This window comes from Paenibacillus sp. P22 (assembly GCF_000469945.2).
In the GTDB taxonomy this organism is placed as follows: Bacteria; Bacillota; Bacilli; order Paenibacillales; family Paenibacillaceae; genus Paenibacillus_O; species Paenibacillus_O humicus.
The window spans coordinates 1-12814 of record NZ_CBRA020000091.1 but is presented as its reverse complement, the minus strand read 5'-3'; the positions used below and the strand labels follow the sequence as shown (position 1 = coordinate 12814).

Genomic DNA, 12814 nt, shown 5'->3' with positions numbered 1-12814 from the left:
CTGCCCGCCGCGGGAGCCGCCAGACGCAGCCGGCGGGAGAGGGAATGGATTCTCGCCATCAGCTCGCCGGGGCTGAACGGCTTGTGGATGTAGTCGTCCGCGCCGAGCTCGAGGCCGCGGATCTTGTCCTCTTCCTGCGCCTTGGCCGTCAGCATGATGATGCCCATCGCCGGATAGGCTTCACGCAGCGAGGCGCAGACGTCGAAGCCGCTCATGCCCGGCAGCATGACATCGAGCAGCGCGATATCGACCGCTCCCTGGCTCATCACGAGCTCCAGCGCCTCTTCCCCGCTGCCGGCCTCCAGCATCTCCATGCCGCCGCGCTTCAGGTTGATGCGGACGAAGCCGCGGATGGCCTCTTCATCTTCCACCAGCAAGATTTTCAAGCTTCCCTCTCCTCCTTTCCGCCTGAAATGGGAACCGTTCGTTCCATCACCGCTAATTTTCCGGGAGCAGCCGGACCGAAGAGGCAAGCTGCTCGTCGGTCAGCCGCATGGAGCGGTACTGGTTCAGCTCCGCCTCGGGCCATTTGCCGTCAGGATCGGGCTCCTGTACGGCGGCGTAGACGAATCCTCCCGCCGTGCGGAGGTTGACGACTTTTTTGCGCGGAGCGCCGAGGCCGGCCGACCAGCCGTCCCATTCCTTGACCGGAACGGCGCAGATCGTCCATAGCGGGGCGATGCGGCCCGACTTGGCGTTGTAATAATTGACGGTAATGATCCCGCTGGCGATATCTTCAGGGCGCGTCAACGTGAACTGGCCTCGCCAGCGCGACGGGATCTGCAGCGACAGCCCGTACGGATAGCTGTTGTACTCGATCGATACCGGCGCGAACGGCTCCCTGGCATCGTACTTCTCTTCGCCGGGGAGCAGGCCGTTCCACTGCATCCACTCCGTATAGAACAGCATGTCGGCATAGGGGGTGTCCTGCTTCTGTCCGGCCGCCTCCGTGAGGCGGCTCCATTCGAGAATGCCGTCTCCGTTGATGTCTCCGTTCATGACGCCGCTCGGACTGAAGCCGAGGTCGGGATTGCCGTACGGCGGGTACACCTGCTCGAGGGCTCCTTTGTTCCACATGAACATGGCGCTCATGGAGGAATGCGCGCCGACGCCTGCTTCGGCGATGAGGCCGTACCGTTCCTTGGACACTTTGCCAGCGGTTATCCTGTCGTACAGATTCACGTCGGGATACAGCGGCAGGGATGCCGCTTCCGTCAAGCGGCCTTCCGCCAAGCGGTATACGCGAAGCGTAGGGATGGTTCCTTTTTTGTTCCGGTTCACGAGGGAAATCTCGGGCATGCCGTCGCCGTCCACATCGCCGGTCTCGGCCGTCTCGTAGGCGAGCTCGGCGAGCGGCTTCAGCACGAGGCCGCTTTCCCCTTCCTCGAATTGGGGATTCAGGAACGAGTAGACCTGCAGCATATACTGCTGCCCGGCCGTCGAATCGCCGGGCACGCTGACCGCCCAGCCCGCCACGAGCTCGGGCCGCTTGTCGCCGTCCAGATCGACGATAGACAGCCAGTCCAGGCTGGTGCTGGCCGCTGAGCGGATGGTAGCCCACTTCTTCCAGCCGGAAGGCTCCTCCTTGGCGATCAGGAGCTGGCAGCCTCCGTAGCCGTCTGTATAGGAGACCAGCGCTTCGGGCTTGCCGTCTCCGTCGAGATCCAGCGTGCGGATCGCTTCCGGCTGCTTCTCCCGCTGAGGCAGAGCGAGCGAGCTTCCCGGAGGCAGCAAAGCACGGACTTCCTGCGACAGCTTGCCGGACGGCTGGGCCGCCTCCGGCGCTGTGAGCAGGTCGGCGGGCGCAGCCGTATAACGGCAGCCTGCCAGCAGCACAAGGCAAGCCGCTGCGGCCAGGCAGGCCGTGCGGCGTTTCAAGGACGGACGGCGGGCAGGGCCCGACTTCCGCCGATTGTATTTTAAGCGCATGGTCAAGTCGCCTGCTCCTCCTTCATGCCGATTCGGCCCGCCCTGCGATTCCCGCATGGCGGCGGGAATCAGGCTTCAGGCAGCTCGTCGACCGTGACGAACACGTAGCCTTTGTTCTTCAAATCCTTTATGATCAGCGGCAGCAGCTCGGCCGTATGCAGCTTGCTGCCGAAAGAATGCATGAGAATGACGCTTCCGGGCTTCACGTTGCGGTTCACGTTGGCTCGCATAGCGGCAACGGATGTGCCGGCCCAGTCCCGGGTATCGACGTTCCAGAGCTCCATGCTCCGGCCGCTGTCCCGCAGCAGCTGCTTCAGCAGCGGCGATGTCGAGCCGTATGGCGGGCGGAACAGGCTCGGAATGATCCCGGTTGCCCTTTCGATAAGTGTATCATTATACGCGATTTCTTGCAGGGTCTTTGTCCTGCCTGTTTTAGCCAGATCGGCATGATGATAGGTATGATTGCCTAGGGCATGGCCTTCCTTGACAATGCGGGCAGTGACGTCGGGATACTGCTTGACCTGCGTGCCGACGACGAAAAAGGTCGCCTTAATGTCGTTTTTCTTCAATATATCGAGAATGGCCGGTGTCGTGCGGCCGTCCGGCCCGTCGTCGAACGTGAGGGCGACCGCGCGCGTTCCCTTCGCGACCTTCGCCGTATGCTGCCTTCCGTCATTCGGCTTGGCCAGGCCGGGGATCGATGCCGCTTGGCCGTAGACGCTGCCGGACACAGACGTCCCGGGTGTCGGCTTGGCGCTGACATGAGGCTTCGGGCTGGAACTTGCGGCCGGTTTTGCGGTCGGGCTTGGGCTCGGAGAGAATATATCCGCTGAAGGCTCCGGGCTTCCAGCCGGCTCAGGCGTCACGGCGGATGTCCCCGGCCCCGGCGAGACGGCCGGATTCCGATCCGCCGGGAAGCCTCCGGCCGATACGCGATCAGCCAGCTCGCCTGCAGAGCAGCCTCCGGCTGCCGCCAAAGCCGCGGCCAGCGGCAAAACCAGCAGCCTCCGGCCTATCCGGGCTCTCTGCGATTGTCTTCCTGCGGCGCTTTCATCGCCGGGCCGCGCCTTGGACGCTGCGCCCGCACGGTTTTCTTCCGAATGCCTGGACGTTAGTCGTTTCATGATGTCGTTTTTCCATCCATCTTTCATTTCGCGCAACTACTCCCTACTTGGTCTGATGAATCTATCGTAAGGGATCGAGCTGCGGGAGGAGTTACAATCCGGTAACACGGCCTGACAGCCGTCCCCGATATTCGACACGGTCTGTGGTACAATATATCCATACCATTCGATGCAGACATTTACGTAAAGGGGGTAGCGGTCCTGAACAAATCATCCGCCCGTTCCAATCCGCTGCGGCTCATCATCCTCGGCATGCTCCTGGAGAAGGAACGGCATCCCTATGAGATCTATACGACCATGCTCGAGCGCCGGATCGACCAGCACACGAAGGTCCAGATGGGCTCGCTCTACTATGCGGTCGATCAGCTGGCGGCCAGCCATGACATCGAGCCGGCCCGCACGGTGCTGAACCCCCGCGGCCAGGAGAAGACGGTCTATCGCATTACGGAGACGGGAAAAATGCTGTTCCATGAGCTGTTCATGGCCCGGATGAATGAAGTCGGACCGGTCTACCACCCCATGCTCGGGGCGCTCGGGTTCGCCCGCTTCATCGATCCGCAGGAGCTCGTCTCCATGCTGGAGAGCCGGATCCGCGAGCAGGAAGAGGTCGTCCGCCACTGGGAGGAGGTCTATGAGGAGCATATACCCGATGTTCCCCGGGCTGTCCTGCACATGATGTCCGGCATGCACGAACATGCGCGCACGGAGCTGCGCTGGCTGCGCCGGCTGCATGCGGACGCTGCTGCCGGACGCCTCAGCGATATCGGCGCGCCGCTGGATCCGCTGGAGGATTGATGGCTGCGCAGATCCCTGCCTGCGGCGGCGGCACGGGGCAGGAACTGCGTCTTTGCTCGGGGCCTGCCGGCATCAAAAAAAGGAGCTTCGTTCCCGAATGGAACGAAGCTCTTTTCAATTGGACCGGGATATTTGGGTCAACGGCTGTTCGGCCCTCCCTCACTGAGCCAGCAGCAGCACGATGGAGAACAGTCCGAAGCAGATGTTCAGAAGGTAAAGAAAGGACACGACCTGGACCGGCTTCATCCCGGATGCAAGCAGCCGGTAATGCGCCTGGGAAGCGTCCGCCTTGTAGAACGGCACCCCGCTGCGGATGCGGGAGATGACGACGCGCAGGTTGTCGAGAATCGGCACGCCGAGCGACAGGATCGGGATGAACAGCGACAGCAGCGTCGCCTGCTTGAACGCGCCGTCAAGCGCGATGACGCCGAGCATGAAGCCGAGGTAGGTCGCGCCCGCATCTCCCATGAACACCTTGGCCGGTGGACGGTTGAAGACGAGATAGCCGGCCGAGATGCCGACGGTGATGACGGCCATCATGGCGGAGCCTGCTGGCTCATGACGAGCGCGACGACGAGCAGTCCGAGCAGCTTGGTCCCGCCGAGCTCGGCCGTCATTTCCGGCAGCGCGGGCAGGTACATATCCAGTGAAAAGGGCCCGATCGCCGTGAGCGACCCCAGCATAATCGCCAGCCCCCAGCGGCGCGGCGCCGCGGAGCCGGCTCCGGTATCAGGACGCCCGGCTTGCGCCGCTTCCTCCAGGCTGCCGGAAGGTTCCTGGCCGGGTTGCGGCTGGGCTTCAGTGGTCGTCGACAAGATGCATCCTCCTTGGATTCCGCCGCAGCTGCCGGGAAGCAGGCGGATGCGCGCTACGCTCCCGGCCGGCCGAATCGATCGAATTCACCTATCGTACCCGAAATCCAGCCTCCCGCCAACCTCTCTTTTTTTCCCCTTGCCGGATGCGGTCTGCTCCTTCAGCCGCCTAAGGCGCATGCCTCTTCACAGCTTGCTCCCCGCAGAGGAAGGCTTCCTCGCGATCAAGCCGGGCAAGACGAATTTACTTGGCTGTCTTGAGAAGGCTGGTGATCGTTCCCAAGTGAATGGCTTCGTGGACCAGGGCGAAATTGAACAATTCTCCCGCCGTGTCGAAGCGGAACGATCCCATGATGAATGGCGAATCCAGCTGCTGCTCCAGCATCGCGCCCGTCAGCTCGGACAGACCGTCCAGCTGCGTCCCCAGCATCCCGACGAGCTCCTCCTTCGACGGAGGCGTCATCTCCCAGTCCGCGGGCTTCGTACCGGAGGAGAACAAGGTTCCGTAAGAGTCCGGAACGGAGGAGGGGAGCCCGAAGCTCATCGATGCATACCGGTCGAGCCAGTAGACGATGTGGCCGACATTCCAACGGATCGTATTGTTGAAGCCTGCAGGCTGGCGGTCGAACAAGGATTCGTCGATGGCTTGAATGTGGCCGATCGCGATTTGACGAAGCACCTGGCTGGTGTGAAGAACGGGCTGGGACATGATTCATTTCCTCCTTGGGATCGATTGGGTTTTGTTGAACCTCTTTCATGGCTTTATTGTAGTCTCGCGTCGCTTGGGGAACCATCACACGTTTCCGATGCTATCGATCGCTTTTACTAATGATATAATGGAAAAAAAGTGCCGCAAAAATGTCCGTAATCATGCCTTCGTCAAAAGTCGAAAGAAAAACAGCCTTCAACAGAGGAGAGCGATCGGATGGAACTCAGACAGCTGGAATATTTTGCGGCCATCTGCAAGGAGATGCACTTCTCCCGAGCAGCCGAAAACCTCTGCACGACCCAGTCAAATCTCAGCCAGCAGATCAAGTTTCTGGAAAACGAGCTGGGGACGCCTCTGTTCGACCGGATCGGCAGGAGGATCGCCCTCACGGATGCGGGCAAAATGCTGCTGGAGCAGAGCGAGCTGATTTTCGAGCGGGTCGCCTATATTCATGGCGCTGTTTCGGATCTGAAAAGCATGGAGGGAGGCAAGCTGGATATCGGTATCCTGCCCGGGGACGGGGACTTGCTGTTTGACGCCTTGCTGGTCGACTTCCACCGGAAATACCCCAAGCTTTCCATCACGGTGACGGAAACGGCGGATGTATACGAGCAGGTCGCAGCCGGCACGCGAGATCTCGGCGTGACGACGGTTCCTGCCAAGCCCGACGGCCGGATTGAGGTCGTACCGCTCTTCCACGAGGAATTCGCACTCGCCATGCGATGTGATCACCCGGCGGCGAAATCCAGGGCGATCCCGTTCGACCAGCTGCAGCACTTGAAGCTGATTCTGTTCGGAGCTGACCATCAGATCACGAAGCTGATCCATTCCTGCTCCAGGGATAAAGGAATCTCCTTGGACAATCCAATCGTGACATCGACGTTGTCGACGATGCTGTCGCTCACCGAGCAAGGAATCGGAGCCTGCATCCTTCCCCGCCTGCTGCTCGATCATCTGGACCGCAAAAACCTATCCGTCGTCACGCTGCTGAATCCGACGCCGAGCCAGAATATCTGCATCCTCTACCGGACCGACCGGTTCATGGGTCAGGCAGCCCGGTTGTTCATGAGAGAGCTGCAGGACTATATCCGGAGCGTTGTGGAAGCCGCCCGGCGTTCGTCCGGGTAGCGGGCTGCGGCCGCGGCTTCTCTCCCCAACGTGCTGCCGCCCCTCCTTGCGTACGGTGGCCATGAACACGGAATGGCAAAATAGGGAGCCTCCGGAGAGGCTCCCTTTCTTGCTGCCTGAATGAATAGGGCCAAAGCTGTCACGGGTCCTCCCCGTTCCCATGCGCCGAACTCCACGGCTCGGCAATGCCCATATACTCAAGGCGCCTTCGCGGCACCCGGCTCATTATGACCGGCCTCGTGAAAGCACGCGGGCTTTTGTCTTGAACATTCGCTCTCCCATTATTCGTCTATGAGCCCGGCTTGAATAAGCAGCTTTTGCAGCATTTGCGCCGTTTCCGCTCTCGTCAGGGAATGGCCGGGCTTGAGCGAGCCGTCTGCGTAGCCCTGCAGCAAACCCTTGCCGATCAAAGAGGAAGCCGCCGTTTGGGCCCAGGCTGGAATCCTATCCGCATCCTTGACTCCGCCGAGCTTGCCGTCCGAATCCTCCCCGGCGGCCAAGCCAGCCAGCTCCGCAGCCCGGTTCAGGATAACGAAGGCTTCCGCGCGCGTAATGCCGCGGTTCGGCTGAAACCTGCCATCCCCATCCCCGTAACCGGAGATGAGCCCGTTCGCGGCTGCGGCGGCAACAGCCTGCGCATACCAGGCCGACGAAGCAACGTCGCTGTAGGCCGAAGCTGCTCCGTCCGCATCAAGGCCGAGAGACCGTACTGCCATGGCGGCGAATTCGGCTCTGGACACCTTCTCGTCCGGGGCGAACGACGTATCCGTCCTTCCGCTCAAGACGAGCCGCGAAGCCAAATCCCCGATCGCGGCTTGCGCCCAGTGTCCGGCCGTATCGCCGAACGACTTCGAATGCGTCACGACAGCAAAGGTCCCGTCTGTCAGGCTGCTCAGCAGCGCCCAGTATTGCCCGGTCTCATCCTTCAGCACTCTCGTCGGAACCGGAACCAGGCTGCCGCCGGCTGCCAGACGGACTCCGGCTGCGGTTCCTGCGGCAGCTGCAGGGTCCGCGATCGCAAGCGACCTCGTCACGAAGCGATCCAAACGAGCCGCTTGGGTCCTGCCTGCTTCATCCACGTAAGAGATGCCGAAGCCGACCGGGCCTGCCAGCCATGCGGCGCCTGCCGCCGCGGCTTGAGAAGCTGCGCCTTGCCGGATGTCTTCGGTCCGGAAGGAGATCGAAATCTCGACCATGGCCTTATCTTCTGTCAGGCCCGCGCCCATGTTCCGCGCGACAGCAGCAGCAGGAACGGAGAAGGCCGCCGCTGCGGAACGGAACTCCAGCACGGCGCCTGCCGCAGCCAGCTTCTCCAGCGAATGCAGGCTCAGCTCGCCGATGAACGTCCCCGACCTATTCGATACCGGAACGACGATGACCGGAGCCTTCATACTGCCGGCGATCTCCTCCAGACGTTCCTCGATGAAGGTCAGCCTCGATACGGCGGCTCCCTCTTTCATGCTGTCGCACAGCAGTGCGATGTCATGCTTGGCGCCGTTGATGATGACGCCGACCGTGGCCGTCGGGGCCGGAGACGGCGAGGAGGACGGTGCTGCAGGTCCTGGCCATCCCGGCCCGGGAGATGCGCTTACTTCCGGCGTTGCACCCGGCGAAGGCGTTCCGCTCGGACCAGGCGTCGCGCTCGCTCCCGGCGTTCCGCTCGGACCAGGCGTCGAGGTCGGTATCGGCGTCCCGCTCGGACCAGGCGTCGAGGTCGGTATCGGCGTCCCCGGCGGGAAGCCGTAGCCGACTTTCACGGTCATTGCTTGGCTCGGCCCGCTTTCACGGTGAAGGCGGTCGACGGCCGTGACGACGTACGTATACGTCCTGCCCTCATCGACCATCCGGTCGTTGTACGTTTGCAGGCTCCCTTCCTGCTTGCGGATGTACGCCGCGATATGGGAAGCATCGTCGATATCTCCCGACTGGCTGCCGTCGAAACGGTAAACGACGTAGGAGGTCTCGTCCGAGGAGGAATCGGCGTTCCAGATGACGCTGACTCCGTCCGCCGTTTGCGCCGCGCTCGGCATCGGTGCGGACGGCGCTTTGCCGCCCAGCCATGGCATGACCGGAATCAGCGCCGGATAACGGTACAGATCGCCGCGCAGGCGATCCCCGAAACCAAGCGGATTTTGTCCGAACTGAGTCGCGCTGAAGTACATGCTGCCCTGGACGGAATCATAATTGCGGTTCAGGATGACCTGGTTCGGCATCTCTTCGGGATTGCTCCAGCCGTCGGCCGCTCCGATCCGGTAGATCGCCTGTCCGCTGTACAAGTGCACGTTCTTTCCTTGGACGGCGTCGTTCCACCAGGCGATCAGCTTCTCGTACGCAGCCGGGGAATAGCCCATATACCAGTAAGTTTGCGGCGTCACATAGTCGATCCAGCCTTCGTCGATCCATGTTTTCGTATCGGCGTAGATCGCGCTGTAGCTGCTGAGCCCGTTCGTATCGGAACCGGACGGATCCTCGCTCTTGTTCCTCCAGATGCCGAACGGACTGATGCCGAACTTCACATATGGCTTCGCGCCCTTGATCTGGAGGCTCATCCGCTCGACAAACAGGTTGACGTTGCTCCTGCGCCAATCATCCTTCGTCAGGCCTCCGCCGGAAGCCTGATAGGCCGCGTACTGATCAGCGTCCGGGAAATCGACTCCCGCTACCGGATAAGGATAGAAATAATCGTCGAAATGAACGGCGTCGATATCGTAGCCGCGGACAACCTCCATAATGCCGCTTTCGATATATTCCCTTGCTTCGGGAATCGCCGGATTGAGGTACAGCTTGCCTCCGTACTCGACTCTCCACTCGGGGTGCAGGATCGCCGGATTGTTCGGGGCGAGCGCGGACAGGTCGTTCTTGATGCTGACCCGGTAAGGATTGAACCAGGCATGAAACTCCATGTTGCGCTTATGGACTTCCTCCAGGACGAATGCGAGCGGATCGTAGCCCGGATCCTGCCCCTGCTTGCCCGTCAGCCATTCCGACCACGGAGCCAGGTCCGACGGATAGAAGGCGTCGGCAGTCGGCTTCACCTGCATGATGACCGCATTGATTCCGTCCGCCTTCAGCTCGTCAAGCAAGGCGATATAATCCCGCTTCTGCCGGTCGGCATCAGTGACGCCTTTAAGCGGCCAGTCCACATTGTCGACGGTAGCGATCCAGGCCGCCCGCATTTCCCGCTTGGGATTCGGCAGCGCCGCGCTGACGACGAGGTAGACGCTGCTCGTCTTGCCGCCGAACGTCGCCGTAATCTGGGCGGCGCCAGCCGATCGGGCCGTCACGAGTCCGCCGGCATCGACGGATGCTACTTCCGGCTTGCTGCTCTTATAGCCCACTCCTTCCGTGACCGGCACGGGAGCGGGCAGAATACTGTACGCAGCCTCCACCACGGTCCGCGCGCTGTCTCCGACGTTCATCGCCGCCAGGCTGGCGAGGGAAATGCTTTGCAGCACCGGTACCGGATCGGCTGCGACGACATTCAAGGACGCCGACAGACCGCGGTATTCGGCCGTCAGAACGGCCTCTCCAGGTTGAAGCGCTTTCATTTTCCCTTTCGAATCGATCTCCACTGCATTTGGCGCACTGCTCCGGTAAGCGGCTCCCGACAACACCGATACAGGATTCGCCAGACCTCCGTAATAGGCATAAATTCTTAGCGAATCGGCCGATCCCGTCACGAGCCGAGGAGGTCCCGATACTTCCAGCTCCGACGGAACAGGAGCTTCGTCCGCGACCGTTACTTCCGCATAGGCCGCCGCGCCGTAACCGGACATCATGGCCGTAATCGTTGCATGCCCCGCCTGCTTCGCCTGGACGATACCGCTCCCGTCCACCGAGGCGACGCTTTCGTCGCTGCTGCTGTAGGTCAGCGCCGAAGCAGGAACGGCTGCGGGAGCGGTCCTTCCCGCATATGTGGCCTCGACGACGGTCGGCCGGCTTTCTCCGGTCTGCATCGGGCCGAGCCCGTTCAGATCCAGACCGTACAGAGACGAAGAGGAGCCGAATGCGCTCAACTGGTCCACGTACAGAACTCCCTTGTTTTTATTATCGTCCTTCGTTTCGGCCAGATAGATCTGGGTGATCTTCAACGGCCTCGGCATGCTGGCGGGTATCGGGGCGGTTATGTATTTCCAGCCGGTCCAATCGACCCGGGCTGCGAGATCGATCGCCGTCTTCGCGCCTCCCGAATCCATCAGCTGGGCCCTCAGCCAGTGATTGTCGCCTGCTCCGTACACCCAGACTCCAATCTGCTTCGGATCGCCGGGAAGGCTTCGTCCGGCGGAGCCGTTGTCGTCCTTGAAATTGATATAAGATGCCGAAGTGCCTGTCGTGCCGGTAAAATCATAGGACAGCTTGGCCGCATGCCTGCCGTAGTAGATCGTTGCCGGCCTGCTCGCCAGCTCCAGCGTCGTGACCGACTTGACGGAAGAAGCCTGAAGGTAATCGGTTTTCTCGAATCCTTCGACCAACGAAGACGAATAAGGCAGGTCGTACGCTTGCTCGGCCGAGACAGGGGATGTCCCTATTCCGGGAATTATCGTGCCGATGCCAAGCATGATGGCGGTGACGACGGGAATCGACTTGCGCAGCTTTCTAGTCCAGCTCATCTTTTGCCTCCCTGAATGCCCGTTGTTTTTGACTCCATGAACGCGGATCTGATTCTGCTATAAAGCGCTGCACCTTTCTTCGCTCCTGCACTTTCTTCGCTCCTGCATTTTTCCTCGCTCCTGCTTCCGGTTTCTCTCCCCCTCACCTCCAGCGGCCAGGACTGGGTCTTCTCTATCAGACTAGTAGATAAATTTTACATTTTCAATATATTTCGATTTTTTATTTTATTATGGAATAATATTTCAGCGTGTTGGAACAAAAAAATCCCCTCGGCCGACCACAATTCCGCCGCCTTCAAAAGGCGGCAGCGTGATCACCCTCGGGGAATTCAGCTATCCGGCAAGCTCGAAGCTCTCTGCTTCAGCCTGAAACCGCGGAACTTGCTACTTCAACGCGCCAGGGATGCGGACGGCAATGAGCTTGCTGTCCGTCTGCACGATCAGGACCGGGCCGGTCCGGAGAGTCGGTCCGAACAGGCGGGTTCCCGCGTTCACTTTCAGGACGGGTTCCGTCGATTGGAGATTGAACGCATACAGGAAGCCGTCCGACTGCGCGGAATAAACGCCGTTGCCGAATACCTCCGTGCGGACCGCAGGATTGTCTCCGGCCCAGGACACGGGATCTCCGTTGGAAGTCTTGAGCCCCCGCAGCGCTCCGCTGTCCCGGTCCACCAGGAAAAGCCTTCCGGAGGCCGGCTTGCCCGCCAGCTCCGTCCGCTCGCTGCGCTTGGCGTATGTCTTCGAAGGCTTCTGGCCCGAGGCATACCGGCTGAAGTCGAACTTCAAAACATTGGCGCCCGTATCCAGATAGAGGTCGCTTCCGTCCAGAAATGCCCTCTCCCCTCCGTACGGGTAGGGAGGCTGGCCCGGCAGCTTGTAGCCGTACTCCCGGGTTTCCTGGGACTTGCCCGTGCGCAGGTCGAGCACCGAAACCTTGAAGACGCGATTCGGACTCGCGTCCAGATCGGCATTGGGCAAGCCGTCCTTGACCGCATAGACCTTTCCGTCCTTCACGTCGAGCAGGCTGCTCGTCGAGCCCGCTTTCCACAGCAGCTTGCCTGTCCCCTTGTCCACGGCGTCAAGCTGGATGGATGTTATCGCTCCGGACACGACATAGGACATCAGCACGACGCCGTCATGCTCCTGGATTTCATAGGGCGCATAGGTTGCGGACTTCTCCGTCTGCTTCCACAGCTTCTTGCCGTCGGAAACCCGGAGCGCCGTGACGACATTGCCCGTCGTCGCGTACACCGTGTCGCCGCGCACGATCGGTACGCGTCCGTCCTCTTGGGCGCCTGCGGACGATATCCATCTTGGCTTGCCGGTTGCGGCGTTCAGAGCGGCGATCTTGCCGTCCCGCTGCACGACATAGACGGAACTGCCCTCATAGACGACAAAGGGTCGAAGTCCCGTCCCGTAGCGGAACGTCTCTTTGCCGCTCTCCGCGCTGCGGGCGATGAGCTTTCCGCCGCCGATGGAATAGACGACTCCCTTCTCCGCGACCGCATTGGTCGCGTAGAGGAAGCCTTGCGGCCCGGGCTTGTCGATAGCGGCGGTCCATAGAGGCTTGGCCAGCGGCGCGTTCAGCGCTGCCGGCGCGTATCCCGGCGCGGACAGCCGCGGGCGATCGACCTGATTACTCTCGTCGGAATCTCGCGGCCGGAGCAGATCATGGACTCGTATCCGCATGAGCTGAGCGGCGGCATG

8 protein-coding genes and 1 pseudogene are annotated in these 12814 nt (G+C 61.3%); 2 read left to right on the top strand and 7 right to left on the bottom strand.

What is annotated here, in order from left to right; translation table 11 throughout:
- From BN871_RS14020 to BN871_RS14010, 3 genes are all read right to left on the bottom strand, one after another.
- Nucleotides 1–386, bottom strand: a 386-nt coding sequence (locus BN871_RS14020; protein ID WP_048746725.1) for a response regulator transcription factor, incomplete at its 3' end; no start/stop codon positions are given.
- Between the two features lie 52 nt (nucleotides 387–438).
- On the bottom strand, nucleotides 439–1929 hold the full coding sequence (locus tag BN871_RS14015) for a VCBS repeat-containing protein (protein WP_332310219.1): 1491 nt from the start codon (nucleotides 1927–1929) through the stop codon (nucleotides 439–441).
- Nucleotides 1930–1997: 68 nt separating this feature from the next.
- On the bottom strand, nucleotides 1998–3080 hold the full coding sequence (locus BN871_RS14010) for a polysaccharide deacetylase family protein (RefSeq protein WP_048746722.1): 1083 nt from the start codon (nucleotides 3078–3080) through the stop codon (nucleotides 1998–2000).
- 225 nt (nucleotides 3081–3305) lie between these two features.
- On the opposite strand from BN871_RS14010, the gene BN871_RS14005 reads away from it, so the two are divergent.
- On the top strand, nucleotides 3306–3848 hold the full coding sequence (locus BN871_RS14005; protein WP_048746720.1) for a PadR family transcriptional regulator: 543 nt from the start codon (nucleotides 3306–3308) through the stop codon (nucleotides 3846–3848).
- Nucleotides 3849–4007: 159 nt separating this feature from the next.
- Here BN871_RS14005 and BN871_RS14000 read toward each other — a convergent pair.
- Both BN871_RS14000 and BN871_RS13990 read right to left on the bottom strand, forming a co-directional pair.
- Nucleotides 4008–4429 (bottom strand): annotated as a pseudogene (locus tag BN871_RS14000) (MraY family glycosyltransferase); the annotation flags it as partial.
- Between the two features lie 475 nt (nucleotides 4430–4904).
- Complete coding sequence (locus BN871_RS13990; RefSeq protein ID WP_021881127.1) at nucleotides 4905–5369, bottom strand: DinB family protein; 465 nt, start codon at nucleotides 5367–5369, stop codon at nucleotides 4905–4907.
- A 216-nt stretch (nucleotides 5370–5585) separates the two neighbouring features.
- Here BN871_RS13990 and BN871_RS13985 point away from each other — a divergent pair, with 216 nt between their 5' ends.
- Nucleotides 5586–6497, top strand: a complete 912-nt coding sequence (locus tag BN871_RS13985; RefSeq protein ID WP_021881126.1) for a LysR family transcriptional regulator — start codon at nucleotides 5586–5588, stop codon at nucleotides 6495–6497.
- 281 nt (nucleotides 6498–6778) lie between these two features.
- On the opposite strand, the gene BN871_RS13980 is transcribed toward BN871_RS13985, so the two are convergent.
- Together BN871_RS13980 and BN871_RS13975 are read right to left on the bottom strand one after the other, a co-directional pair.
- Nucleotides 6779–11107, bottom strand: coding sequence for a family 10 glycosylhydrolase (locus tag BN871_RS13980; RefSeq protein ID WP_083436439.1), 4329 nt, complete (start codon nucleotides 11105–11107; stop codon nucleotides 6779–6781).
- Nucleotides 11108–11491: 384 nt separating this feature from the next.
- Nucleotides 11492–12694: a PQQ-binding-like beta-propeller repeat protein gene (locus BN871_RS13975; RefSeq protein WP_374725884.1), complete on the bottom strand. Its 1203-nt coding sequence runs from the start codon at nucleotides 12692–12694 to the stop codon at nucleotides 11492–11494.
- Nucleotides 12695–12814: the final 120 nt, after the last annotated feature.

Bases quoted from the DNA above. Each gene is read 5' to 3' on its own strand.
- BN871_RS13990 (WP_021881127.1), bottom strand. From the start codon at position 5,369: ATGTCCCAGCCCGTTCTTCACACCAGCCAGGTGCTTCGTCAAATCGCG.
- BN871_RS14005 (WP_048746720.1), top strand. From the start codon at position 3,306: ATGCTCCTGGAGAAGGAACGGCATCCCTATGAGATCTATACGACCATG.
- BN871_RS13985 (WP_021881126.1), top strand. From the start codon at position 5,586: ATGGAACTCAGACAGCTGGAATATTTTGCGGCCATCTGCAAGGAGATG.
- BN871_RS13980 (WP_083436439.1), bottom strand. From the start codon at position 11,107: ATGAGCTGGACTAGAAAGCTGCGCAAGTCGATTCCCGTCGTCACCGCC.
- BN871_RS14010 (WP_048746722.1), bottom strand. From the start codon at position 3,080: ATGAAAGATGGATGGAAAAACGACATCATGAAACGACTAACGTCCAGG.
- BN871_RS14015 (WP_332310219.1), bottom strand. From the start codon at position 1,929: ATGCGCTTAAAATACAATCGGCGGAAGTCGGGCCCTGCCCGCCGTCCG.